The organism is Streptomyces sp. LN549, assembly GCF_043203805.1.
Classification (GTDB): domain Bacteria; phylum Actinomycetota; class Actinomycetes; order Streptomycetales; family Streptomycetaceae; genus Streptomyces.
Map to the genome: position 1 here is coordinate 7,417,687 of NZ_JAZHRI010000002.1, position 24,068 is coordinate 7,441,754.

Annotated in this window: 20 protein-coding genes; 11 read left to right on the forward strand and 9 right to left on the reverse strand. The window is 71.3% G+C overall.

Translation table 11 applies throughout. The features are described from left to right. Window positions 1–100 precede the first annotated feature (100 nt). The 5 genes from SH922_RS33125 (at window position 101) to SH922_RS33145 (ending at window position 9,949) form a co-directional block, all read left to right on the forward strand. Window positions 101–2,107 (forward strand): beta-galactosidase, encoded by a 2,007-nt coding sequence (locus SH922_RS33125; RefSeq protein WP_393062242.1) that lies wholly within the window; start codon window positions 101–103, stop codon window positions 2,105–2,107. Between the two features lie 94 nt (window positions 2,108–2,201). Next, window positions 2,202–3,353 carry an arabinogalactan endo-beta-1,4-galactanase gene (locus tag SH922_RS33130; RefSeq protein ID WP_393062243.1) on the forward strand — a complete coding sequence of 384 codons (1,152 nt, stop codon included), beginning with the start codon at window positions 2,202–2,204 and terminating at the stop codon, window positions 3,351–3,353. Between the two features lie 91 nt (window positions 3,354–3,444). Then, the gene (locus SH922_RS33135) at window positions 3,445–4,572 is read left to right on the forward strand and encodes an arabinogalactan endo-beta-1,4-galactanase (RefSeq protein ID WP_393062244.1); all 1,128 of its coding nucleotides are present in this window, start codon (window positions 3,445–3,447) and stop codon (window positions 4,570–4,572) included. A gap of 74 nt (window positions 4,573–4,646) precedes the next feature. Beyond that, complete coding sequence (locus tag SH922_RS33140; protein WP_393062245.1) at window positions 4,647–7,487, forward strand: glycoside hydrolase family 2 TIM barrel-domain containing protein; 2,841 nt, start codon at window positions 4,647–4,649, stop codon at window positions 7,485–7,487. Window positions 7,488–7,660: 173 nt separating this feature from the next. Continuing rightward, a complete protein-coding gene (locus SH922_RS33145; protein WP_393062246.1) occupies window positions 7,661–9,949 on the forward strand; it encodes a glycosyl hydrolase family 18 protein in 2,289 nt (762 codons plus the stop codon). 102 nt (window positions 9,950–10,051) lie between these two features. Here SH922_RS33145 and SH922_RS33150 read toward each other — a convergent pair whose 3' ends face one another. The 3 genes from SH922_RS33150 to SH922_RS33160 form a co-directional block, all read right to left on the reverse strand. Then, a complete protein-coding gene (locus SH922_RS33150; protein WP_393062247.1) occupies window positions 10,052–10,699 on the reverse strand; it encodes a hypothetical protein in 648 nt (215 codons plus the stop codon). A 182-nt stretch (window positions 10,700–10,881) separates the two neighbouring features. Then, the gene (gene aceB / locus SH922_RS33155; protein ID WP_393062248.1) at window positions 10,882–12,501 is read right to left on the reverse strand and encodes a malate synthase A; all 1,620 of its coding nucleotides are present in this window, start codon (window positions 12,499–12,501) and stop codon (window positions 10,882–10,884) included. Window positions 12,502–12,735: 234 nt separating this feature from the next. Next, the gene (locus SH922_RS33160) at window positions 12,736–13,368 is read right to left on the reverse strand and encodes an NTP transferase domain-containing protein (protein WP_393062249.1); all 633 of its coding nucleotides are present in this window, start codon (window positions 13,366–13,368) and stop codon (window positions 12,736–12,738) included. 206 nt (window positions 13,369–13,574) lie between these two features. Between SH922_RS33160 and SH922_RS33165 the strand changes: the two genes are divergently transcribed. Then, window positions 13,575–13,889, forward strand: a complete 315-nt coding sequence (locus tag SH922_RS33165) for a DUF5955 family protein (RefSeq protein ID WP_393062250.1) — start codon at window positions 13,575–13,577, stop codon at window positions 13,887–13,889. A gap of 51 nt (window positions 13,890–13,940) precedes the next feature. Here the strand turns inward: SH922_RS33165 and SH922_RS33170 are convergent, their stop codons facing one another. Together SH922_RS33170 and SH922_RS33175 are read right to left on the reverse strand one after the other, a co-directional pair. Further along, on the reverse strand, window positions 13,941–14,573 hold the full coding sequence (locus SH922_RS33170) for a response regulator (RefSeq protein ID WP_393062251.1): 633 nt from the start codon (window positions 14,571–14,573) through the stop codon (window positions 13,941–13,943). Continuing rightward, a complete protein-coding gene (locus tag SH922_RS33175) occupies window positions 14,570–15,772 on the reverse strand; it encodes a sensor histidine kinase (RefSeq protein ID WP_393062252.1) in 1,203 nt (400 codons plus the stop codon). Before SH922_RS33175 ends, SH922_RS33170 begins: the two co-directional genes overlap by 4 nt. A gap of 110 nt (window positions 15,773–15,882) precedes the next feature. Between SH922_RS33175 and SH922_RS33180 the strand changes: the two genes are divergently transcribed. After that, entirely contained in the window at window positions 15,883–16,974 is a 1,092-nt protein-coding gene (locus SH922_RS33180; RefSeq protein WP_393062253.1) for an ABC transporter permease, read from the forward strand. A 46-nt stretch (window positions 16,975–17,020) separates the two neighbouring features. Further along, window positions 17,021–17,701, forward strand: coding sequence for an ABC transporter ATP-binding protein (locus tag SH922_RS33185; protein WP_393062254.1), 681 nt, complete (start codon window positions 17,021–17,023; stop codon window positions 17,699–17,701). Between the two features lie 69 nt (window positions 17,702–17,770). On the opposite strand, the gene SH922_RS33190 is transcribed toward SH922_RS33185, so the two are convergent. Next, complete coding sequence (locus SH922_RS33190; RefSeq protein WP_393062255.1) at window positions 17,771–18,571, reverse strand: IclR family transcriptional regulator; 801 nt, start codon at window positions 18,569–18,571, stop codon at window positions 17,771–17,773. Window positions 18,572–18,898: 327 nt separating this feature from the next. Between SH922_RS33190 and allB the strand changes: the two genes are divergently transcribed. The 3 genes from allB (at window position 18,899) to SH922_RS33205 (ending at window position 21,816) form a co-directional block, all read left to right on the forward strand. Further along, window positions 18,899–20,242: an allantoinase AllB gene (gene allB, locus SH922_RS33195; protein ID WP_393062256.1), complete on the forward strand. Its 1,344-nt coding sequence runs from the start codon at window positions 18,899–18,901 to the stop codon at window positions 20,240–20,242. A gap of 2 nt (window positions 20,243–20,244) precedes the next feature. After that, complete coding sequence (gene alc / locus SH922_RS33200) at window positions 20,245–21,360, forward strand: allantoicase (protein WP_393062257.1); 1,116 nt, start codon at window positions 20,245–20,247, stop codon at window positions 21,358–21,360. A gap of 126 nt (window positions 21,361–21,486) precedes the next feature. Beyond that, window positions 21,487–21,816 (forward strand): putative quinol monooxygenase, encoded by a 330-nt coding sequence (locus SH922_RS33205; RefSeq protein WP_393062258.1) that lies wholly within the window; start codon window positions 21,487–21,489, stop codon window positions 21,814–21,816. Window positions 21,817–21,846: 30 nt separating this feature from the next. On the opposite strand, the gene SH922_RS33210 is transcribed toward SH922_RS33205, so the two are convergent. Genes SH922_RS33210 through SH922_RS33220 form a run of 3 tightly spaced genes read right to left on the reverse strand, consistent with a single transcriptional unit; the run spans window position 21,847 to window position 23,743 of the window. Beyond that, window positions 21,847–22,677 carry an aldo/keto reductase gene (locus tag SH922_RS33210; protein ID WP_393062259.1) on the reverse strand — a complete coding sequence of 277 codons (831 nt, stop codon included), beginning with the start codon at window positions 22,675–22,677 and terminating at the stop codon, window positions 21,847–21,849. 36 nt (window positions 22,678–22,713) lie between these two features. Then, the gene (locus tag SH922_RS33215; protein ID WP_393062260.1) at window positions 22,714–22,953 is read right to left on the reverse strand and encodes a hypothetical protein; all 240 of its coding nucleotides are present in this window, start codon (window positions 22,951–22,953) and stop codon (window positions 22,714–22,716) included. Between the two features lie 43 nt (window positions 22,954–22,996). After that, complete coding sequence (locus SH922_RS33220; protein WP_393062261.1) at window positions 22,997–23,743, reverse strand: SDR family NAD(P)-dependent oxidoreductase; 747 nt, start codon at window positions 23,741–23,743, stop codon at window positions 22,997–22,999. Window positions 23,744–24,068 lie beyond the last annotated feature (325 nt).

Below are 24,068 nucleotides of genomic sequence, written 5' to 3' on the forward strand. Positions count from 1 at the left end.
GGGTTACCTACTCGTTGCTCGGGTGTGTCCGTCACGAAGAAGCCTGTGCACGCTCACAGAATCGCTGCATCACCTCGTCTAATTTGCTGGGAGTCAACGCATGTCCCCCTCCGCTCGACGCGCTCTTTCGCCACTCGCCTACGGGGGTGACTACAACCCCGAGCAGTGGCCACGGGAGGTGTGGGAGGAAGACATGCGGCTGATGCGGGAGGCCGGGGTCACCCTCGTCTCCCTCGGCATCTTCAGCTGGGCCCGGATCGAGCCGCGGCCCGGCACCTACGACTGGGAGTGGCTCGACACGATCGTCGGCATGCTCCATGACGCCGGGATCCGGATCGACCTGGCCACCCCGACCGTGGTGCCGCCCGCCTGGTTCTACCGGGCCCACCCCGAGGCACTGCCGGTCACCCGCGACGGCTCCCGCCTCGCCTTCGGTTCACGCGGCGCCATCTGCCACTCCAACGCCGACTACCGGGCCGCGGCCGCGCAGATCACCACCAAGATCGCCGAGCGCTACGGCGACCATCCCGCCGTTGCCCTGTGGCACGTCCACAACGAGTACGGCGCCCCCGTCCTGACCTGCTACTGCGACAACTGCGCCGCCGCCTTCCGTACCTGGCTGCAGGGCCGCCACGGAAGTCTCGACGCACTCAACGAGGCCTGGGGCACCACCTTCTGGGGCCAGCTCTACGGCGACTGGGACGAGATCACCCCGCCCCGCACCACCCCCACCGTCTGCAATCCCGCGCAGCAGCTGGACTTCCAGCGCTTCGCCGACGCCCAGGCCCGCGCCAATTTCTGTGCCGAGCGCGACATCCTGCACCGCCTGTCGCCCGGGGTGCCCGTCACCACCAACTTCATGGTCGCGCCCAGCCAGTGCGAGGGCGTCGACTACTGGGCCTGGGGCGCGGAGGTGGACCTGGTCTCCAACGACCACTACCTGGTCACCGACGGGCGCCGCACCCATGTCAACCTGGCCCTCACCGCGGACCTGACCCGTTCCGTCGCGGGCGGCGCCCCCTGGCTGATACTCGAGCACTCCACCTCGGGCGTCAGCTGGCAGCAGCACAACCCGGCCAAGGCGCCCGGCGAGATGGCCCGCAACTCCCTCGGCCATGTCGCCCGGGGCTCCGAAGGTGCGATGTTCTTCCAGTGGCGGCAGTCCCGCAGCGGTGCGGAGAAGTTCCACTCGGCGATGCTGCCGCACGGCGGCACCGGCACCCGCGTGTGGCGGGAGGTGACCGACCTGGGCCGCCGCGTCGGGGACCTGGCCGGCCTGCGCACCACCCGGACCCGCGCGGACGTGGCCATGGTCTGGTCCTGGGAGTCCTGGTGGGCGCAGAAACTGGAGTGGCGCCCCAGCCAGGACCTGGACGCCCGGGAACGCCTCGACGCCTTCTACGAGGCACTGTACGACCGCAACCTCACCGTCGACTTCTTCCCGCCGAGCGGACTGGGTGACCTGGACCCCGAGCGCTACCCGCTGCTCGTCGTCCCCCAGCTGTACGCGGCACCCGCCGGCATCGCCGCCGATCTGGAGCGGTACGTCTCACGCGGCGGCACCCTGCTGGTCTCCTTCTTCTCCGGCATCGTCGACGAGAACGACACCGTGCACCCCGGCCCCGTCCCGGGGGCGCTGCGCGACGTACTGGGCCTGACCGTCGAGGAGTTCGACGCCCTGCAGCCGGGCGAGAAGCTCACCGTGAGCGCCGGTCCGGACACGACGTTCGAGGCGGACCTCTGGTCCGAGTTCGTCGTCCCGAACATCCCGCACGGCTGTGACACCGTCGCCACGTTCGCCGACGGCCGCGCCGCCGGACACCCGGCCCTCACCCGGCACGCGCTCGGTGACGGTGCCGCCTGGTACCTGGCCACCCGGCTGACGGGCGCGGACCTGGCGGCCGTGGTGGACCTGGCCGTCGCCGATGCGGGCATCACCCCTGCCGGACTGCCCCACGACGTCGAACTCGTCGTACGCGAAGGCGAGTCGGGAACGTTCCGCTTCGCCATCAACCACACGGATGCCGAGGTCAAGGTGGTACTGCCGGACGGGACCTGTGCCGTCGTCGCCGCCGGCGCGGTCGAGGTCCTCCGCGACCCGCGCTGAAGACAGGGCCTCCCTCTTCCCCCTCCTCTCCTCCCTCTCCTTCTCTCCGTTCTCCGCCATCTCAGAGCCGATTTCACTGTGAAGGGACCTCGAAATGCGCAGACGCAGCGTTCTCGCCGTCGGAGCAGCCGGCGCCGCCGCGATGGCCGTACCCGCCCTGGGCGCCGCCCCCGCCTTCGCGGCCGGTTCGCCGGGCCCGGCGCACCGCCGCCGCCTGGAGATCCGTGGCCTGGACATCTCCTCGCTGCCCAAGAACGAGGATCTGGGCGCCGTCTACCGTCGCGCCGACGGCCGCCGCGCCGACCTGATCGACATCCTCGCCGACGCGGGCATCACCCACGCCCGGCTCAAGGTCTGGGTCAACCCGGCCGACGGCTACAACAACAAGGCGAGGATCCTCCCGCTGGCCCGCCGTCTGAAGCGGGCGGGCATCGCCATCTGGGCCGACTTCCACTACTCCGACACCTGGGCCGACCCCGCGCACCAGCCCAAGCCCGCCGCCTGGACCGGACTGGACGCGGCCGGCCTGACCCGGGCCGTCTACGAGCACACCGCCGACGTCCTCGGCGCGCTCAAGCGCCAGGGCACGCCTGCGGACCTGGTGCAGATCGGCAACGAGATCAACGGCGGCATGCTCTGGCCGGAGGGCGACTGGGAGCACTGGGACAACCTCGCCGCCTTCCTCAAGGCGGGTCTGCGCGCGGCGAAGGACACCACGCCGCGCATCCGTACGATCCTGCACCTGGCCAACGGCGGCGACAACGGCCTGTACCAGTGGTGGTTCGACAACGCGGTCTCGCGCGGCGTCGACTTCGACATCATCGGCCTCTCCTACTACCCGTTCTGGCACGGCCCGTTGGAGGGTGCCGCCGCGAACATGGCCGACATCACGGCCCGTTACGGCAAGCCGTGCCTGATCGCCGAGACCGGTTACCCGTTCACGCTGGACAGCGAGGACGCGACCAACGACATCATGAACAGCCCCGCGCAGCTCACCGACGGCTACCCCGCCACCCCGGAGGGCCAGGCCGCCTGGATGCGCGCCGTCGCCGACCTCGCGGCCGCGGTCCCCGGCAAGCAGGGCCTCGGCTACTGCTACTGGGAAGGGGCCTGGACCTACCGTCCGGGCAGCGGCTGGAACGAACAGGACCCTGCATCGGGCAACGCGTGGGAGAACCTCGCCCTGTTCGACTTCGAGGACAGGGAACTGCCCGCCCTGAGAACCCTGGGGCGCTACCGCGGCTGACCCGGCCGGCTTCTCCTGCCCTGCCGGGGACACCACCCGGCCCCGCACCGCTTCGTCCTGCCCCCGCACCTCCGTAACCGGAAGGAACCCCATGCGTCGTCGCGCTCTGCTCAAGGCCGCCGTTGCCACCGTGGCCGCCCCTGCCGTTCTCAGTGCCCTAGCGACCCCGGCCTCCGCCGCCACCGCCCTGTCGGTCCGCGGCATCGACATCTCGTCCCTGCCCAAGTCCGAGGCGCTGGGCGGGGTCTACTACTCGTCGAGCGGGACCAAGACCGACGCCGTGGCGCTCATGGCCACCGCCGGAGTCAGCCACGCCCGCCTCAAGGTGTGGGTCAACCCGGCCGACGGGTACAACAACAAGGCGAAGATCCTTCCGCTGGCCCTCCGGCTGAAGGCGAAGGGCATCAAGCTGCTCGTCGACTTCCACTACTCCGACACCTGGTGCGACCCGGCCAACCAGGCGAAGCCGGCCGCATGGTCGTCGTACTCCGTCGCGCAGCTGTCCACGGCCGTCTACAACCACACCGCCGACGTCCTCGGCGCCCTCGTCGCCCAGGGAACCCCCGCGGACCTGGTGCAGATCGGCAACGAGATCAACGGCGGCATGCTCTGGCCGACCGGCGACTGGAACAACCTGGACAACCTGGCGACGTTCCTCAAGTCCGGCATCAGCGCCGCCCGCGCCACCACCTCCGGTGTCCGCACGGTCCTGCACCTGTCCAACGGCGGCGACCAGAGCCTGTACCAGTGGTTCTTCGACGCCATGAAGGCACGGGGCGTGGCCTGGGACGTCATCGGCCTGTCCTTCTACCCGTACTGGCACGGCACCCTCGCCGAGCTCTCCGCCAACCTGGCGTTCGTCACCGCCCGGTACGGCACCCCCGCCCTCGTCGCCGAGACCGCCTACCCCTGGACCCTCACCGGCAAGGACGGCTTCGCCAACCTGGTCAGCACCTCCGGCCAGCTCACGTCCGGCTACCCGGCCTCGTCCGCCGGCCAGGACGCCTGGGTCAGGGCGGTCGCGGACACCGTCGCCGCCACCCCGAACGGCATGGGTCTCGGCTACGTCTACTGGGAGGGCTTCTGGACGGCCGTCACCGGCAACGGCTGGGACCCGACCGACCCGTCCTCCGGCAACAACTGGGAGAACCAGGCCCTGATCGACTACAGCAACAAGGCCCTGCCCGCGCTGTCCTCGATCGGCTCCTACCGAGCCTGAGCACCCGGAGGGCGCCTCCCGCACGGGGCGCCCTCCTTCGCCCTCGCCACCCGGCCCGCCCGCCAAGGAAGTTCATGCCCTTCTCCTACGTCGAAGACTTCGCCCCGGGTACCGGCACGCTCCCGCCGCGCGCCCGCTGCGCCGCCTCGGACGCGGCCCGCCTCTCACTGAACGGTGAATGGCGTTTCCGGCTCTCGCCCACGGCGGACTCCGAGGACGAGTCGTTCGCCGTGCCCGGACACGAGGCCGAGGACTGGGCGCGGATCACAGTGCCGGGCCACTGGGTCCTCCAGGGCGAGAACGGCGCGTACGGCCTGCCCGCCTACACCAACCACCTCTACCCCTTCCCGGTCGATCCGCCGCGGGTGCCCACCCGGAATCCGACCGGTGACCACCTGCACACCTTCGACCTGCCGGACGGCTGGCCGCAGGACGGGGACGCGGTGCTCCGCTTCGACGGCGTGGAGTCGTGCGCCCGCGTCTGGCTCAACGGCGTACTCCTCGGAGACTTCAAGGGCAGCCGGCTGCCGCACGAGTTCGCGGCCGGGCACCTGCTCGAACCGTCCGGGAACGTGCTGGCCGTCCGCGTCCACCAGTGGTCGTCCGGCTCCTACCTGGAGGACCAGGACCAGTGGTGGCTGCCGGGCATCTTCCGGGACGTGGCGCTTCTGCACCGGCCGCCGGGCGCGGTCGGGGACTTCTTCGTGCACGCCTCGTACGACCACACGGCCGCAACCGGGACGCTGCGGGTGGACAGCGATGTCGCGGGGCGGGTGACGGTGCCGGAGCTCGGCATCGACGTGGCAACGGGTGAGTCCGTGACCGTGCCCGTCACGCCGTGGACGGCCGAGACGCCCCGGCTGTACGACGGTGTTCTGGCCGCCCCCGGCGAACAGGTCCCGCTGCGCATCGGATTCCGTACGGTGGCGGTCGAGGACGGACTGATCAAGGTGAACGGACGCGCCGTCCTCTTCCGGGGCGTCAACCGGCACGAGTGGCATGCGCGGACCGGCCGCACCCTCGACGCGGAGACGATGCGCGAGGACGTGACGCTGATGAAGCGCCACCACATCAACGCCGTCCGTGCCTCCCACTACCCGCCGCACCCCGACTTCCTCGACCTGTGCGACGAGCACGGCCTGTGGGTGATCGACGAGTGCGACCTGGAGACCCACGGCTTCGTCGAGCAGGACTGGCGCGACAACCCCGTCGACGACGACCGCTGGACCCCCGCGCTGCTGGACCGGGCCGCCCGCATGGTCGAGCGCGACAAGAACCACCCCTCGGTGATCATCTGGTCGCTCGGCAACGAGGCCGGCACCGGCCGTGGTCTGACCGCCATGGCCGAGCAGATCCGCGACCGCGACCCGGACCGCCCGATCCACTACGAGGGCGACCCGAGCTGCCGCGACACGGACCTGTACTCCCGGATGTACGCCACCCAGGAAGAGGTCGAGCGCATCGGGCGCGGCCTGGACGGTGGCCCGGACAAACGCCGCGGACTCCCCTTCATCCTGTGCGAGTACGCGCACGCGATGGGCAACGGGCCCGGCGGACTCGCCGACTACCAGCGGCTGTTCGAGGCGTACCCCCGTAACCAGGGCGGCTTCGTCTGGGAGTGGATCGACCACGGCCTGTGGCACGAGACGTACGGCTACGCCTACGGCGGCGACTACGGCGAGGAGCTGCACGACGGAAACTTCGTCTGCGACGGGCTGCTCTTCCCCGACCGCACCCCGTCCCCCGGTCTGGCCGAGTTCAAGGCGGTGATCGCCCCGGTCCGGATCGAGAGCTCCGCCGAGGGACATGACGGGGTACGGATCTCCAATCTGTACGACTTCCGCGACCTGTCGCACCTGGCCTTCGAGTGGTCCTACCAGGTCGACGGGGAGACGACGGCCGGCGGCCCGCTCCAGGTGCCGGCGCTCGCCCCGGGTGCGAGCGCCGAGGTGGCGCTCCCGCCCCGGCCCGCACCGGGCACCTCGGCCGGCGAGCAGATCTGGACCGTGCGGGCCCTGGAGGACGGCCATGAGATGGCGTCCGGCCAGGTGACGGCCGTGGCCCGCGGCCCGCTGCCGCCCGTGCGCGGCGCCCGAGCGCGGCGGGACACCCGCCGGATCACGCTCGGCCCGGCCGCCTTCGACGCCCGCACCGGTGGCCTGCTCACGATCGGAGGGGTCGAGCTGCGGTCCGCACCCCGTCTGGACGTGTGGCGCGCGCCGACGGACAACGACAACGGTGCGGACTGGCAGCCCCACCTCCAGTACGGGCAGCACTGGCGCAAACTGGGCCTGCACCGGATGCACCACCGCCTGGACGAGGTGGAGGTGACGGACGAGGCGCTGACCGTACGGACCAGGGTCGCGCCGGCCGCCCGCGACATCGGCCTGTCCACGGTCCACCGCTGGACCTCGGACGGTGACCGGCTCCGCCTGGCGGTGCAGGTCACCCCCGAGGGCGACTGGCAGGTGCCGCTGCCCCGGCTCGGGATGCGTCTCGGCCTGCCCGGCTCGGCGCACGCGGTGCGCTGGTACGGGGGCGGTCCCGGCGAGGCGTACCCGGACAGCCGGACGGCGTCCAGGCTCGCGCGCCGGGACAGCGACGTGGACGCGTTGCAGACGCCGTACGTCCGGCCGCAGGAGAACGGTGCCCGCGCCGACGTGCGCTGGGCGGAGATCGGTGGCCTGCGGATCGAGGGCGAGCCGGAGTTCTGGTTCTCCGCGCGCCGCTGGACCAGCGAGCAGCTGGACACGGCCCGGCATCTCAGCGACCTCGTGCCGGGCGACACGGTGTGGGTCCACCTGGACCACGGGCTGACGGGCGTCGGATCGCAGGCCTGCGGCCCCGGCCCGCTGCCGCAGGACCTGTTGCGGGCGGAACCGGCGCGGTTCTCCTTCACTTTCCGGGAGTCGTGACCGGAGGTCCGGGCGGTCCGGAGGTGAGGGCGGGTGCGGCCGGCGGCGCCAACTGGTCTGTACCTATTGACGAGTTGGTCCAGACCAATTAGTTTCCGCTGTGCTCCGTGGAACCAAGTGCACCCTGCTCCCCCCGAGGACCGCCTCACCGGTCCCAGTCCCCAGGGAGAACCATGTTCGAGCACATGCCCCTCAGACGGAGGACGGCGACCGCACTGCTCGCCGTCCTCGCCCTCCTCCTCGCCCTGCTGGCCCTCCGGACCGGCCCCGCGCACGCGGCGGGCAAGCTCACGGCGACCTTCACCTCGGCCGACAACGGCCCGTGGTGGAAGGGGACCTATGTCCTGCGCAACGACACCGACACGGCCGTGACCGGCTGGAGCCTCGAATTCGACCTGCCCGCCGGGGTCGCGATCAGCTCCTCGTACAACGGCACCGTCACCACCCAGGGCAGCCGCATCACCGCGGGCAACGCCCACTACAACGGCACGGTCGCCGCGCACAGCACCACCGAGCCGTACAGCTTCTGGTTCGTCGCCACCGGCCCGATCACGGCGCCGACCGGCTGCCGGATCAACGGCGACAAGTGCGACGGGTCAGCCGACGTGCCGCCCGGCGCGCCCGGCGGGCTCAAGCGGACCGATGTGACCGCACGCACCGCCTCCCTGTCCTGGACGGCCGCCGCCGCGGGGGACTTCCCCGTGGCCTCGTACGACATCCTGGCGGGCGGCAAGGTCGTCGGCTCGGCCACCGCGACGACGTCCGTCACCGTCACCGGCCTGACTCCCGCCACCGCCTACTCCTTCACCGTCCGGGCCAAGGACACCCGGGGCAACACCTCCGCCGAGAGCGCCCCGCTGGCCGTCACCACCGTCGACCCGGCCACCGACACCTCCCCGCCGACGGCCCCGGGCGCCCTGCACGCCACCGCGACCGACTCCTCGTCCGTCACGCTGGCCTGGACCGCCGCGACGGACAACCAGCGCGTCGCCGCGTACGACCTCTACCGCGGCTCCGCCCTGGCCACCACGGTCTCCGGCACCACGACCACCGCCACCATCGGCGGCCTGTCGCCCTCGACCTCGTACACCTTCACGGTCAAGGCCCGTGACGCGGCCGACAACGCCTCGTCCGCGAGCAACACCCTCAGGGTGAAGACCGACGACATCGTCGGCGCGGGCAACTACGCGAAGGTCGGCTACTTCGTCCAGTGGGGGATATACGGCCGTCAGTACTTCGTGAAGAACCTCCACGACTCCGGCGCCGCCGGGAAGCTCGACATCGTCAACTACGCCTTCGCCAACATCGACCCCGACAACCTCACCTGCCTGAACGGCGTCACCAAGGGCACCACGGCCGACCCGCAGGACCCGGAGCAGGGCACCGGTGCCGGTGACGCGGACGCCGACTACACCCGCCCGTTCAGCGCCGCCCAGTCCGTGGACGGGGTCGCGGACGACGGCTGGGGCAAACTGCGCGGCAACTTCAACCAGTTGAGGAAACTGAAGAAGCTCCACCCCGACCTCAAGATCGTGGTCTCGCTCGGCGGCTGGACCTACTCGAAGTACTTCTCCGACGTCGCGGCCACCGACGCCGCGCGCAAGAAGTTCGTCTCCTCGTGCATCGACATGTACATCAAGGGCAACCTGCCCGAGTACGGCGGCGCCGGCGGCCCCGGCACCGCGGCAGGCATCTTCGACGGCTTCGACATCGACTGGGAGTGGCCGGGCACCGGCACCGGACACCCCGGCAACCACTACTCGCCGAACGACAAGGGCAACCTCACCCTGCTGCTCGCCGAGTTCCGCAAGCAGCTGGACGCCCTCGGCGGCGGCCACCGCCTCCTCACCGCCTTCACCCCCGCCGACCCGCAGAAGATCGACGAGGGCTGGGACCTGTCCAAGGTCTTCGACTCCCTCGACGTGGCCAACGTCCAGGGCTACGACTTCCACGGTTCCGGCAGCGACAACTCCTGGGAACCGAACCGCACCGGCCACCAGGCCAACCTCTACACCGACGGCCAGGACCCGTACGACTTCCACTTCAGTGCGGACGCCGCCATCAAGGCGTACACCGACGCGGGCGTCGAACCCCGCAAACTGACCCTCGGCATCCCGTTCTACGGCCGCGGCTGGCAGAACGTCACCGACGGCGGGGCGGCAGGCGAATGGCAGTCCGCAGGCGGTGCGGCCCCCGGTCAGTTCGCGGAGGAGGCCGGCACCCGGGGCTACTCCAACCTCACCGGCGCGTACCCGGCGATGACGGTGCATCATGACGAACAGTCGGTGTCGACATACGGATATACCGGCAACCAGTGGTGGTCCTTCGACGACACCTGGTCCATCGGCAAGAAGACCGCGTACGTGAAGGACAAGGGTCTGCTGGGCGTCATGGTCTGGGAGTTGTCGGGCGACACCCCGCAGGGCACGCTGATGGGTGCGCTCGACTCCGGGCTGAAGTAGCGCCACCGGCAACGGGCCGGCCGGCTCGCGGAGTTCCGGTGGACTCCGCGGGCCGGTCACGTGCGAAGGGTGCCGGTCTCCGGCGGTCGCCCGCGCGCACCGTCACAGGGTGATGCGGTCCCGCATCCACCGCAGACAGTCCTCGTCCGCGACGGGCAGCTCCTCGCCCGCCGGCCAGGGGTGGACCGCCAGGACGAGATGGGTCAGATAGCCGTAGGGCCCGCCGTCCTCGCGCGGGGCGAGCACGACGCCGTGCTCGCCCATGCGCCATATCCGGCACCGCAGATGGGGTCCCAGGCTGAGCCATCCGTTGGAACGCAGCGTGCGCAGGGGTGGGCCGAGCTCGGCGGTCAGGACGTCCGCCGCCCGGTCGAGCACGGCTTCGCACTCCGCTTCGCCGGGCGTTTCGAGAAGGATCCAGCCGGGCAGTCCGGCCCACTCCTCGACGAGTTCGACGAGCGAGTCGTGACCGTATTCGTCGGGATCCGGCGGGTTGACGGGATACGCCTCGCCGAACGTCAGGACCAGCGTGCACTCCGGGTCGCCCAGCGGATCGCCCTCGTACCAGAGGACGTGATGGTGCCTGGTGAGGACCGCGTCGCAGACGAGATCGGTGTACTCCCAGCCGAGCTCCTTCTCGCTGTACTCGTCGAACTCCTCCTCGGGGACGGTCTGCATGGCGGGCATGGCCAGCAACTCCCGTACCACGGTGGCGGAGAGCGGCGAATGGGCGAGTGAATGCACGGGCATGAGGCGCGGTGCTCCCTTGGTCGATGCGTGACGGAGCCGGGTCCGGGGGCCGGCGCCGGGATGATTTCACCACGGGCGGCCGCGCGACACGTGTCCGGGCGGGCGCCCCGCAGACCGGACACGGCTCCGCCCCCGGTGCTGTGGGGCACCGGGGGCGGAGTGCGTCTCGCGGGGGTGCGGGATCAGCGCAGCTGCTCGTACGCCGGCAGCGTCAGGAAGTCCGCGTAGTCCTGGTCGAGGGAGACCTGGAGCAGCAGGTCGTGGGCCTGCTGCCACTTGCCGGTGGCGAAGGCCTCGTCGCCGATCTCCGTGCGGATCGCGGTCAGTTCCTCGGCCGCGACCTTGCGGGCCAGCTCCGCCGTGGCGTGCTCGCCGTTCTCGAAGACCACGTCCGCGTTGATCCACTGCCAGATCTGCGAGCGCGAGATCTCGGCGGTGGCCGCGTCCTCCATCAGGTTGAAGATGGCGACCGCGCCCATGCCGCGCAGCCACGCCTCGATGTAGCGGATGCCGACCGCGACGGCGTTGCGCAGGCCGTCGTACGTGGGCTTGGCGTGCAGGGTATCGATGGCGATCAGGTCGCCCGCCGCCACCGAGACGTCCTCGCGCAGCCGCTCCTTCTGGTTCGGCTTCTCGCCGAGGACCGCGTCGAAGGAGGTCATCGCGATCGGGACCAGGTCGGGGTGGGCGACCCAGGAGCCGTCGAAGCCGTCGCTCGCCTCGCGGTCCTTGTCGGCCTTGACCTTCTCGAACGCGACCTTGTTGACCTCGGCGTCCCGGCGCGACGGGATGAAGGCCGCCATGCCGCCGATGGCGTGGGCTCCGCGCTTGTGGCAGGTGCGGACCAGTAGTTCGGTGTACGCCCGCATGAACGGGGCGGTCATCGTCACCGCGTTGCGGTCCGGGAGGACGAACTTGGAGCCGCCGTCACGGAAGTTCTTGACGATGGAGAAGAGGTAGTCCCAGCGGCCGGCGTTCAGCCCGGAGGCGTGGTCGCGGAGCTCGTGGAGGATCTCCTCCATCTCGTACGCGGCGGTGATCGTCTCGATCAGGACCGTCGCGCGGACCGTGCCCTGCGGAATGCCCACGTACTCCTGGGCGAAGACGAAGATCTCGTTCCAGAGGCGGGCCTCCAGGTGCGACTCCGTCTTCGGCAGGTAGAAGTACGGGCCCTTGCCGAGGTCGATGAGGCGCTGCGCGTTGTGGAAGAAGTAGAGGCCGAAGTCGACCAGCGCGCCGGGCACCGGGGTGCCGTCGAGCTGGAGGTGGCGCTCGTCCAGGTGCCAGCCGCGGGGGCGGGTGACGACCGTGGCGAGCTCGTCGGCGGGCTTCAGCGCGTACGACTTGCCGGACTTCGGGTCGGTGAAGTCGATGGCGCGGTTGTACGCGTCGATCAGGTTGAGCTGGCCGAGGATGACGTTCTCCCACGTCGGGGCGGAGGCGTCCTCGAAGTCGGCGAGCCAGACCTTGGCGCCCGAGTTCAGGGCGTTGATGGTCATCTTGCGGTCGGTCGGACCGGTGATCTCCACCCGGCGGTCATTCAGCGCGGCCGGCGCCGGTGCGACCTTCCAGGAGTCGTCCGCACGGATCGCGGCGGTCTCCGGCAGGAAGTCCAGCGTGGAGGTGCGGGCGATCTCGGCGCGGCGCTCGCCGCGCCGGGCGAGCAGCTCGTTGCGCCGGGGCGTGAACCGGCGGTGCAGCTCGGCCACGAACGCGAGGGCCGCGGGGGTGAGGACCTCGTCCTGCCGGGGCAGGGGCTCGGCATCGACGATGGCCAGCGAGGACGGCGCTGGTGCGGACATGAGCTGTCACTCCTTCAGCGGGCGGTGCGGGCGACGTCTCACGGCCGCCGGGTCGCCTGAAACGGCACGGCGTGCCATGGCTCCGGGATGCGGCCGTGGTCGCCGTCTGAGGTGCAGAGGGCTTCTGACCAGTGGATAGTAGTTTCCTCATGGTGGAAGTTCAATGGTTTGTTGATGTCGAGATTCTCCGGGTCGACAGAAGCGGGAGTCTGCTGGCGCAGCGTGCCAGTCCGTTCACTCAAGGTGGGAGAGGTCCTCCGCCGTGTCGATGTCGTAGGCCTGAGCCACATCCGAACACTCGACGAGCGTGATCGCATCGCGGTGCGCCCGCAGATAGGCCCGAGCGCCCTGGTCGCCCACCGCGCCCGCCGCGATGTCCGCCCACAGATCGGCCCCGAAGAGCACCGGATGGCCGCGTTCTCCGCCGTACGAGGCCGCCGCCAGGCTCGTCCGCGAGCGGTACGCCGCCCGCACCCGGGCCACCGCTTCGGCGCCGATGCCGGGCTGGTCGACCAGTAGCACGACAACCGCGTCCGCACCCGTTCCGGTGAGGGCGGTGAGTCCCGCCCGTAGCGAGGAACCCATGCCCTCGGTCCACTCCGGGTTGACCGTCAACCTGACGCCCGGCAGGTCCGCCCGTGCTCGCACTTCGTCGGCCGACGCGCCCAGCACCACCTGGACCGGCCCGCAGCCGCCTGCCCGGAGCGTCTCCACCGCGTGGTCGGCCAGCAGGCGGCCACGGTGCTTCAGCAGGGCCTTCGGGCGCCCGCCGAGGCGGCGTCCGCCGCCCGCCGCGAGCAGCAGCCCGGCGATGACCGGGGAGGCGGACGGGGAGGGTACGGAGAAGGCGTGCGGTGTGCTTGTCATGCCGACTGGATACCTCAGACGGGCCGTTCCTGCACGCGCCGGACCGGTCCACCCGCTTGCGTCAATGTGCGGGACACTCCGAGTTCCGCCCGCGGAGTGGCGCCCGACACCGGTCATGGCGTTAACTTGCCCGCACCCCCGGACACTTGACCACGGTTCGGGGCTTGGTCGAAACACCGGCACAAAGTTGTGCGAGGGGGAGTGCTTTGTTGAAGAGCGTGGGGCAGGCGCGGGTGACCAGCAGTGATGAGGACCCGAGAGTGACGGAGTTGCGTACGGCCGTCGCCCGGCTCCGCCGGGAGCTGGCCGGGCATCCGGCGGAGTTCCCGGACCGCGCGATCGCCGAGGACGAGCTGGCGGCACTGGACGCGATGGCGGCCAGTGGCGCGCCCGAGATTCCCCGGCTCCGCCGGTCGCTGCTGCTGATCGCGGGGGCGGTCGGCTCGGTCAGCGCCCTGGCGTCTGCACTCAGGGACGTACGGGTCGCGGTCGATCTGTTCGGCGAGCCGCCGCGGCGGTAGATCCTCTGCGATGAAGCCGTCGGGGCGGGGCGGGGGCCTGCCGCAGCGGCTTCACCGCCGGATGAGCCTGCGGGCCGTCGCCGCCGCGACGGCCGCGGTGCGCGAGTCCACGCCCAGCTTGGCGTAGATGTGCACCAGATGGGACTTCACCGTTGCCTGGCTGAGGAAGAGCTTCTTGCTGATCTGCAGGTTCGACAGCCCCTCGCCGACCAGTTGCAGCACCTCCAGCTCGCGCTTGGTGAGCGCCTGGGCCGGCATCCGCATGCGGTCCATCAGCCGGTGCGCGACGGCAGGCGCCAGGGCGGAGCGTCCGGCTGCCGCCGTACGGACCGCGGCGGCCAGTTCCTCCGGCGGGGCGTCCTTGAGTAGATAGCCCGCCGCGCCCGCCTCCACCGCCGCGAGGATGTCGGCGTCGCTGTCGTACGTCGTCAGGATCAGCACCCGGGGTGCGTCCGGCGCCGCGGTGATCGCGGCGGTGGCCTCCGAACCGTGCAGACCCGCACCGAACTGCAGGTCCATCAGGACGACGTCGAACTCACCGGTCGCCGCCAGGGCGACCGCCCGTTCGGCGGTGGCGGCCTCGGCGACGACGCGGAAGTCCGGCTCGGTGTCCAGGACGGCCCGCAGGCCAGCCCGTACCACCGGATGGTCGTCGGCGAGCAGCAGTCTGATCGGAGGGGTCATGCGGCGTCCTGTCCGGTCCGGGCGACGGGGAGCGGCAGGGTCAGGGCGACGGCCGTGCCCTGACCGGGCGCCGATTCGACACTCAGGGTGCCGCCCAGCGAACGGGCCCGGGACCGCATGGCCGGCAGGCCGAAGCCGCCCGTCCCGGTTCCGCCGCTCGCGGCGGAGTCGTCGGTGAAGCCCCGGCCGTCGTCGACCACGTCCAGCGCCACCGAGGTGTCCATGAAGCTCAGGGTGATCTCCGCCCGCCGCGCGTCGGCGTGCTGCACCGTGTTCGCCAGCGCCGACTGCGCGGTACGCAGCAGCGCCACCTCGTACGGCGTGGGCAGCTCCACCGGGGTGCCGCTGACGGCGAAACTCACCGTGAGCGCGGGAGCGGTGGTGCGGGCCGAGAGCCGCTCCAGGGCGGCGGCCAGGGAGCCGTTCTCCAGATCGGGCGGGGTCAGGGCGCGCACGAACCGACGGGCCTCGGCGAGGTTGTCCTGAGCTGCCTCGCGGGCCTGGCGGACATGGGCTGCGGCGGGGGCGTCCGCCGGAAGGGTGCGTTCCGCGGCGCGCAGCAGCAGTTGGATGCTGGAGAGGCCCTGCGCGAGGGTGTCGTGGATCTCGCGGGCCAGCCGTTCGCGTTCGGCGAGCGTCCCGGCGGTGCGCTCGGCCTCGGCGAGCTCCGCACGGGTCGAGACGAGCTCCTCGATGAGCTCGCGGCGCCGCTCGCTCTCGCGGAACAGCGCGTCGTACCCGAGGACCGTGGCGACCGCGACCGCCGCCCCGAGCAGCGGGCCGATGAACGTGCCGGGGGTGACCGGCTCGCCGTGCAGCAGGAAACTGGTGATGGCCGCCGCCGCGGTCACCACCACGGCGGGCAGGCTCCATCGGATCGGCAGCAGGTGCAGCTGGAGGAAGTAGAGCGGGAACGCCACCCACAGCGCGTCCGGCGACAGCACCAGCAGTACCAGCCAGAGCGCCCCCAGAACCGCGAGCCAGAGCGCCCCAGCCCGGGTCCGCGGCTGCACGACGGGAGCGAGGGCCCCCGCCGCGTACACCGCGGCCAGCACGACCGCGACCACGACGACGGCCCCGGAGTGCGGGGCGCCGCCGCTCACGGCCTTGACGGCGGCGAGCGCCAGCAGCCCCAGGAGCAGGGCGTGCAGACACAGCCGCAGCGCGGCGGCGACCGGGGGATGGACACGGGTTTCCATGATTCGTCCAGCGTAGACGCGGGGTGCACGGGCCCGGTCAATCGAAAGGTTGATGTCGGGACCGGCCCGCGGGCGATGTTCCGGCGGCCGCCGGAACCCAGGCTGGAGTCATGTTCGTCGCATGGAGAGATCTTCGGTTCGCCAAGGGCCGGTTCGCGCTCATGGGCACGGTCGTGGTGCTGATCACGCTGCTGGTGGGTCTGCTGTCCGGCCTCACGGCCGGGCTGGCCCGGGAGAACACCTCGGCCGTCACGGGGCTGAACGCCGACCACCTGGCGTTCGCCGCCCCGCCCGACGGCCAGTCGGTGTCCTTCACCAATTCCACCGTCCGGGAGGACGCCTGGAAGAGCTGGACGGAGCAGCCCGGGGTCGAGGCGGCGCAGCCGCTCGGCATCCGCACGCTGAACGCCGCCGCGGTGGCGGGGGAGCGGACGGCGGCCGTCTCGGCGTTCGGCGTCGAGCCCGGCAGCGGCCTGGCGCCGTCGGGCACCCCGGTCGGACTCGGCAGGGTCGTGCTCTCTGAGCAGGCCGCCGAGGACCTGGCGGCCCGCGCCGGTGACCGGCTGCGGCTCGGCGGTCGCGAAGTCACCGTCGCGGCGGTCGCGGGCGATGCCTCGTACAGCCATACGCCGGTCGTATGGACCGCGCTCGCCGACTGGCAGCGGTTCGGGGCCGACGGTGCCGGGGGCACGGACCACGCCACCGTGATCGCGCTGACCAGCACCGGCGGGGCCGATCTGGCCGCCGGCGACCGGGCGGCGGGCACCAGCACGCTCACGCTCGACGGCTCACTCACCGCCATCGGTTCCTACCAGGCCGAGAACGGCTCCCTCCAGCTGATGCGCGGCTTCCTCTTCGCCATCTCCGCCCTGGTCATCGGCGCCTTCTTCACCGTCTGGACGATCCAGCGCAGCGGCGATGTCGCCGTCCTCAAGGCGCTGGGTGCCTCCACGCCGTATCTGCTGCGGGACGCACTCGGGCAGGCCGTGGTGATGCTCGCGATCGGTACGGGACTGGGTACCGCCCTCGCCTCCGGCATCGGCGCGCTGGTCAGCGGCGGGGCCGTGCCGTTCGTCCTCGACGCGGCGACCGTCCTCGTCCCGGCGGCCGTGATGATCGCCCTCGGCGCGGTCGGGGCGGCCCTGTCCATCCGGCGGATCACGGCTGTCGACCCGCTCACCGCGCTCGGGAGTGCCCGATGAACACCACACCGCCCCTCACCCCGTGCACCACACCCCGGAGTGCCCGATGACCCTCACGCTCACCGACGTCACGCTCACCTACCCCGACGGCGACGGACGGCTCACCGCTCTGGACCGCGTCGCACTCGATGTGCCCGCGGGCACCCTCACCGCCGTCGTCGGCCCTTCCGGCTCCGGGAAGTCGAGCCTGCTCGCCGTGGCGGCCACCCTGGTCACCCCGGACGAGGGCGCCGTCGTCGTCGCCGGCACGGACACCGCGGGGCTGGGCCGGGCCGACAAGGCCGCGCTGCGCCGCGAACGGATCGGCATCGTCTTCCAGCAGCCCAATCTGCTGCCGTCGCTGACCGCCGTCGAACAGCTCCAGGTCATGGCGCATCTCTCGGGCGGTTCGGCCCGGACCGCCCGCGCCCGTGCGCTGGAGCTGCTCGACGCCGTCGCTCTCGCGGACAAGGCCGACCGCAGACCCCACCAGCTCTCGGGCGGCCAGCGCCAGCGGATCAACATCGCGAGGGCCCTGATGAACGACCCCGCGGTCCTGCTCGTCGACGAACCGACCAGCGCCCTGGACCATGAACGGGGTGCGGCGGTGCTCGATCTCCTCGTCTCGCTGACCCGGCAGCGGTCCACGGCGACCGTCATGGTCACCCATGACCGGACCCATCTGGACCGGATGGACCTGACGGTCACGATGGAGGACGGCAGGCTGACCGCACCGGCACTGGCCTGAGCGCCATGGGGCCGGACACGGCGAAGGGGCGGCCGGAGCACGAAGGCTCCGGCCGCCCCTCCTCACGTCTCAGCCGGCCGACCCGCTGCTGGCCAGTGCCTCGGACAGCTCCTTGGCGGCCTGCTGGAGGATCGGCACGATCCGCTCGGTGGCCGCCTCGGTCACCCGGCCTGCCGGGCCGGAGATCGAGATCGCGGCGGAGGTGGGGGAGTTGGGCACCGAAACCGCCAGGCAGCGGACCCCTATCTCCTGCTCGTTGTCGTCCACCGCGTAGCCGACCCTGCGGACCTGCTCCAGGGCGTCCAGGAAACCGTCCGGGGTGGTGATCGTCTTCTCGGTCGCGGCCGGCATCCCGGTGCGTGCGAGAAGGGCCCGCACCTCGTCCGGCGGGGTGTGCGCCAGGAGGGCCTTGCCGACGCCGGTGGAGTGCGGCAGCACCCGGCGGCCCACCTCGGTGAACATGCGCATCGAGTGCTTGGACGGCACCTGCGCCACGTACACGACCTCGTCGCCGTCGAGCAGCGCCATGTTGGCCGTCTCGCCGGTCTCCTCGACCAGCCGGGCCAGATACGGGCGGGCCCACGTGCCGAGCAGTCGCGCGGCGGACTCGCCGAGCCGGATCAGGCGCGGGCCGAGCGCGTAGCGCCGGTTGGGCTGCTGGCGTACGTAGCCGCACACGACGAGCGTGCGCATGAGCCGGTGAATGGTGGGCAGCGGGAGTCCGCTGCTCGCGGAGAGCTCGCTCAGGCCGACCTCGCCCCCCGCATCGGCCATCCGCTCCAGCAGATCGAAGGCGCGCTCGAGTGACTGCACACCGCCGCTGGAACCGGCGGGCTTGGAGTCGGAAGAGCTGGCGTGGGACGGCGGCACGTCAACGGTCCTTTCGAAGCGGAAGAGCAAGGCAGCAGCCTACCGGGCACTTCCCGATCGGCCCACTGTCGCAGGGGCACCGTCCTGGCCGGTCAGGGCTCGTTTGTCCGGGTGTCCGCGGCCGGGCCGACGGTCTGCGCGGCGTCGCGTACGGCCCATTCTACATTCCGCACTACGAAATTAGTCTTTTACTTTGTGGAAACGTCCAGTCGGTGCCACGCGTGGTCGGCTGAGCGTCCCGAGCGGAGGATGGGGTCTTGACGGGTCGCATTCCCGAGTGAAGACTCCTTCAACAGTTCGTTGAATTCATGAGAGTGGGGAGCACCGGTGTCGGGTACGGACGTGAAGCTGGTACTGCGCTCGACGCGCGTCGTCACCCCCGGGGGCACACGGCCCGCCGCGGTCCACGTCGCGGGCGGGACGATCGACGCCGTCCTGCCGTACGACGCCGAGGTGCCGGAAGGCGCCCGGGTGGAGGACTTCGGCGACGACGTCCTGATGCCCGGACTCGTGGACACGCACGTCCATGTGAACGACCCCGGCCGCACCGAGTGGGAAGGGTTCCACACGGCCACCCGGGCTGCCGCGGCCGGCGGGATCACCACCCTGATCGACATGCCGCTCAACTCCCTCCCGCCGACCACGACCGTCGAGCACCTCCGCGTCAAGCAGCAGGTGGCGGCCCCCAAGGTCCACGTCGACACCGGCTTCTGGGGCGGCGCCATTCCCTCGAACGTCAAGGATCTGCGCCCGCTGTACGAGGCCGGGGTCTTCGGCTTCAAGTGCTTCCTCTCACCCTCCGGCGTCGAGGAGTTCCCCGAACTGGACCAGGAGCAGCTGGCCCGGTCGATGGCGGAGATCGCCGGCTTCGGCGGGCTCCTCATCGTGCACGCTGAGGACCCCCGCCACCTGGCGTCCGCGCCCCAGCGCGGCGGCCCCGCCTACGCCGACTTCCTCGCCTCCCGGCCACGCGACGCCGAGAACACCGCGATCGAGGGTCTCATCGCCCATGCCAAGCGGTTGAACGCGCGCGTCCACATCCTGCACCTCTCCTCCAGCGACGCGCTGCCGCTGATCGCCGCAGCCAAGCGCGAGGGGGTCAGCGTCACCGTCGAGTCCTGCCCGCACTTCCTCACCCTCACCGCCGAGGAAGTCCCCGACGGGGCCACCGAGTTCAAATGCTGTCCGCCCATCCGCGAGGCCGCCAACCAGGACGCGCTGTGGCAGGGGCTCGCCGACGGCACCATCGACTGCATCGTCTCCGACCACTCGCCCTGCACCACCGAACTCAAGACGCCGGACTTCGCCTCCGCCTGGGGCGGAATCTCCTCCCTCCAGCTCGGCCTGCCCGCGATCTGGACCGAGGCCCGCAGGCGCGGCCACTCTCTCGACGACGTCGCCCGCTGGATGTCGGCCGCCCCCGCCGAACTGGCCGGACTCACCGCCAAGGGTGCGATCGAGGCCGGCCGCGACGCCGACATCGCCGTCCTGGCACCCGACGCGACCTTCACCGTCGACCCGGCCGAGCTCTTCCACCGCAACCAGGTCACCGCGTACGCCGGCCGGACTCTGTACGGCGTCGTGCGGTCGACCTGGCTGCGCGGCGTAAGGATCGCCGCCGAAGGCACCCTCGCCGAGCCCACCGGCCGCCTCCAGACAAGGAACAACTGACCATGACGGCGACAGCGCACTTCACCGGCGACGCGAACCCGTACGGCGGCGGCGACCCGTACGCCGACTACCGCACCGCCGACTTCCCCTTCACCCACCTCGTCGACCTCGCCGACCGGCGGCTCGGCGCGGGGGTGATCGCCGCCAACGACGAGTTCTTCGCGGAGCGCGAGAACCTGCTGAAACCGGAGCCCGCCCACTTCGACCCCGAGCGCTTCGGGCACAAGGGCAAGATCATGGACGGCTGGGAGACCCGCCGCCGCCGCGGCGTGAGCGCTGTACAGCCCCACCCGGTGGACGAGGACCACGACTGGGCACTGGTGCGCCTCGGTGCACCGGGTGTCGTACGCGGCATCGTCGTCGACACCGCCCACTTCCGTGGCAACTACCCGCAGGCGGTCTCCGTCGAGGGTGTCTCGCTGCCCGGGGCGCCGTCCCCCGACGACCTCCTCGCGCCCGGCGTGACGTGGACGACGCTCGTTCCCCGTACGGCCGTCGGCGGCCACGCGGCCAACGGCTTCACCGTCGACGCCGCGCAGCGCTTCACCCACCTGCGGGTCAACCAGCACCCCGACGGCGGCATAGCCAGGCTCCGGGTGTACGGCGAAGTCGCCCCGGACCCCGTCTGGCTGACGGCGCTCGGCACCTTCGACCTGGTCGCGCTGGAGAACGGCGGCCGGATCGAGGACGCTTCCGACCGTTTCTACTCCCCGGCGACCAACACCATCCAGCCCGGACGCTCCCGCAAGATGGACGACGGCTGGGAGACCCGGCGCCGGCGCGACAAGGGCAACGACTGGATCCAGTACCACCTCGTCGAAGAGGCGAAGATCCGCGCCGTCGAGATCGACACCGCCTGTCTGAAGGGCAACTCGGCGGGCTGGGCGAGCCTTTCGGCCCGGGACGCGGAGGGCGGCGACTGGGTCGAGGTGCTGCCCAGGACCCGGCTGCAGCCGGACACCAACCACCGCTTCGTCCTGCCTGACGCAGTACGGGCCGATGAGGTCCGCATCGACATCTTCCCGGACGGCGGCATCTCGCGGCTGCGCCTCTTCGGCTCGCTGACGCGACAGGGTGCCGCACGGCTGGCCGCCCGTCACCTCGAGCTGGGCGGCTGAACCGCCCTGCCGGAGGCTGTCCCGGCGGGGGCTGACCGCCCCTGCCGGAAGCTGTCCGTATTCGGTCGATACCGTAGGGATGTGGGACCCTTCCCCGGGTTCCCGCACATCCCCACAGGAGTCGCCATGATCTTCATCGCCGTCAAGTTCACCGTCCGCACCGCCGAGCGCGACAACTGGCTTCCGGCCGTCGAGGACTTCACCCTCGCCACCCGGCAGGAGCCCGGCAACGTCTTCTTCGACTGGTCCCGCAGCGTCGAGAACCCGGACCAGTTCGTGCTGCTGGAGGCGTTCGCGTCCCCCGAGGCCGGTGCGGCCCACGTGCAGTCGGCGCACTTCGCGGCGGCGATGGACACGATGGCGGACCTGGTGGCGGAGGTGCCCGAGATCATCAACGTCGAGGTTCCGGGTGAGGGCTGGTCCCGTATGGCGGAGGTGCAGCCGCGGTCCAGCTGAGACGGAGGGCGGTTCGCTGCCCCCCCCGCCTCAGAACTCCTCGTGCACCTCGGGGTCCCCGCCGAACCGCTCCTGCGGGCCGGCGGAGATGCGGGCCAGTTCGTCCGGCGTGAGCTCGAAGCCGAACAGGCCGAGGTTCTCGCGCTGCCGTCCCGGATCGGCCGACTTCGGGATCGGGACGGCGCCGAGCTGGGTGTGCCAGCGCAACACGGCCTGACCGGGTGTCACTCCGTGCGCCCCGGCGATCGCGACGAGCTCCGGGGCGGCCAGCAGATCGCGGCCGCGCCCCAGCGGGCTCCAGCTCTCCGTCACGATGCCCTTGGCGGCGTGCAGGGCCCGCAGATTCTCCTGCGGCAGCCGCGGATGCATCTCGATCTGGTTGACGGCGGGCAGCACCCCCGTCTCCTTCTCCAGCCGCGCGAGGTGGTCCGCAGTGAAGTTGGAGACCCCGATCGACCGCACGAGCCCGTCCTCACGCAGCCGGATCAGGGCCCGCCAGGTGTCCACGTACAGATCGACGCGGGGCAGCGGCCAGTGGATGAGATACAGATCCACATAGGAGAGCCCGAGGTTGCGACGGGACTCCTCGAACGAGGCGAGGGTCTTCTCGTAACCCTGGTGCCGGCCCGGCACCTTGGTGGTGACGAAGATGTCCTCCCGCGGCACGCCGCTGCGGGCGATGCCTCGGCCCGTGCCGGTCTCGTTGCCGTAGTTCAGTGCGGTGTCGACGAGCCGGTAGCCGAGACCCAGCGCCCCTGCGACGGCTTCCTCGGCCGCGTCGTCGTCCAGTGGCCAGGTGCCGAGTCCCACCGCGGGGAGCGTACGGCCGTCGTTGAGGGTGTGCACCGGGGTCGCGGGCATGATCATCCCTTCCTGTCGGATCACTGCTCACCCAGCCTAGGCCTGGGCGCCCCGGCCCGGCGCCTCGTGGTGCAACCGGGTGATGACCTCGTCGACCCGGTCCCGCTCGTACCCGCGGCGGACCAGATCGAAGGCCGGGGCACCGGCCGCCGGGGCGCCGCCGAGGAGCTGGGTGAGGTAGGCCTCGACCTGATCGCGGTCGTATCCGCGCCGGGCGATGCGGAATCCGAACCGCTCGTACAGCGGACGGTCGTCCTCGTCACCCGGTGCGGACATGAGGCCTCCTCGGAACGGAATCGTTCCCCTCACCCTGCCAGGGTCAGGCCGCGTGGCCGCCGTCCACGACCATTTCCGCACCGGTGATGTACGCAGCCTCGTCGCCGGCCAAGTACGCGATCATCGCGGCCACTTCACCCGGTGCGGCGAACCGGTCCAGCGCGTTCGCCGCCCGCTGGCCGGCGGCGTACGGGCCGTCGGCGGGGTTCATGTCGGTGTCGACCGCACCGGCCTGGACCAGATTGACCGTGATGCCGCGCGGGCCGAGCTCGCGGGCGAGCGGCTTGGTCAGTCCGGACAGCGCCGACTTGCTCATCGCGTAAAGGGTGGAGCCGGGACCGCCCGCGTACCGGCTCAGGGCCGTACCGACGGAGATGATGCGGCCCCCTCGCTCCAGTACACCGGCCGCTGCCCGGCAGGCCAGGAAGACCGCCCGTACGTTGACGGCGAGTACCCGGTCGACATCGGCGTCGGTGAGGTCGCCGATCGGGCCGAGGACGCCGATGCCCGCGTTGTTGACCAGGATGTCGAGCCGGCCGAAGGTCTCCGCCGTCCGGTGCACCGCCGCGGGGACGGCTTCCGGGTCGGCCGAGTCCGCGCGCAGGGCGAGGGCGCGGCGGCCGCCCGCCTCGATCTTCCGCACGACCTCGCGGGCGGCGTCCTCGTCGTGTACGTAGGTCAGCGCCACATCGGCGCCGTCCTGGGCGAGCCGCAGGGCGGTCGCGGCACCGATGCCGCGGCTGCCGCCGGTGACCAGTGCGGTGCGGTTCGTGCTGACAGTGCTGTTCATCAGGGGGTTCCCGTCCGTTGCGTTCGTGCTGACAGGAACAATCAAAGTTCTTCGGCGCACCGGATACCGGCGGGAAACGGACGCCGACTCCGGTACGGCGGGGGCCCGGACCGGTGGGTTCCGGCGGTCGGCGGGGTCGGGACATCCGTAAGACCGTGTCCTGTGCGGGCTCGAAGATGCACGTCCTGTCGGACGCGAACGGACTGCCTCTCCTCGCGCACTCGCCCAGTCCCTGATGGCGCACGACCTGATCGACACGTACAACCTGCTGGTCCACCCGGTCGTGCTCGGCCGCGGGCGACGGCTGTTCCCGGACGGGGGCTTC

Bases quoted from the DNA above. Each gene is read 5' to 3' on its own strand.
- aceB (WP_393062248.1), bottom strand. From the start codon at position 12,501: ATGTCCGCACCAGCGCCGTCCTCGCTGGCCATCGTCGATGCCGAGCCC.
- SH922_RS33175 (WP_393062252.1), bottom strand. From the start codon at position 15,772: ATGGAAACCCGTGTCCATCCCCCGGTCGCCGCCGCGCTGCGGCTGTGT.
- SH922_RS33135 (WP_393062244.1), top strand. From the start codon at position 3,445: ATGCGTCGTCGCGCTCTGCTCAAGGCCGCCGTTGCCACCGTGGCCGCC.
- SH922_RS33150 (WP_393062247.1), bottom strand. From the start codon at position 10,699: ATGCCCGTGCATTCACTCGCCCATTCGCCGCTCTCCGCCACCGTGGTA.
- SH922_RS33205 (WP_393062258.1), top strand. From the start codon at position 21,487: ATGATCTTCATCGCCGTCAAGTTCACCGTCCGCACCGCCGAGCGCGAC.
- SH922_RS33215 (WP_393062260.1), bottom strand. From the start codon at position 22,953: ATGTCCGCACCGGGTGACGAGGACGACCGTCCGCTGTACGAGCGGTTC.
- SH922_RS33170 (WP_393062251.1), bottom strand. From the start codon at position 14,573: ATGACCCCTCCGATCAGACTGCTGCTCGCCGACGACCATCCGGTGGTA.
- alc (WP_393062257.1), top strand. From the start codon at position 20,245: ATGACGGCGACAGCGCACTTCACCGGCGACGCGAACCCGTACGGCGGC.
- SH922_RS33125 (WP_393062242.1), top strand. From the start codon at position 101: ATGTCCCCCTCCGCTCGACGCGCTCTTTCGCCACTCGCCTACGGGGGT.
- SH922_RS33210 (WP_393062259.1), bottom strand. From the start codon at position 22,677: ATGCCCGCGACCCCGGTGCACACCCTCAACGACGGCCGTACGCTCCCC.
- SH922_RS33130 (WP_393062243.1), top strand. From the start codon at position 2,202: ATGCGCAGACGCAGCGTTCTCGCCGTCGGAGCAGCCGGCGCCGCCGCG.
- SH922_RS33185 (WP_393062254.1), top strand. From the start codon at position 17,021: ATGACCCTCACGCTCACCGACGTCACGCTCACCTACCCCGACGGCGAC.
- SH922_RS33220 (WP_393062261.1), bottom strand. From the start codon at position 23,743: ATGAACAGCACTGTCAGCACGAACCGCACCGCACTGGTCACCGGCGGC.
- SH922_RS33140 (WP_393062245.1), top strand. From the start codon at position 4,647: ATGCCCTTCTCCTACGTCGAAGACTTCGCCCCGGGTACCGGCACGCTC.
- SH922_RS33180 (WP_393062253.1), top strand. From the start codon at position 15,883: ATGTTCGTCGCATGGAGAGATCTTCGGTTCGCCAAGGGCCGGTTCGCG.
- SH922_RS33160 (WP_393062249.1), bottom strand. From the start codon at position 13,368: ATGACAAGCACACCGCACGCCTTCTCCGTACCCTCCCCGTCCGCCTCC.
- SH922_RS33145 (WP_393062246.1), top strand. From the start codon at position 7,661: ATGTTCGAGCACATGCCCCTCAGACGGAGGACGGCGACCGCACTGCTC.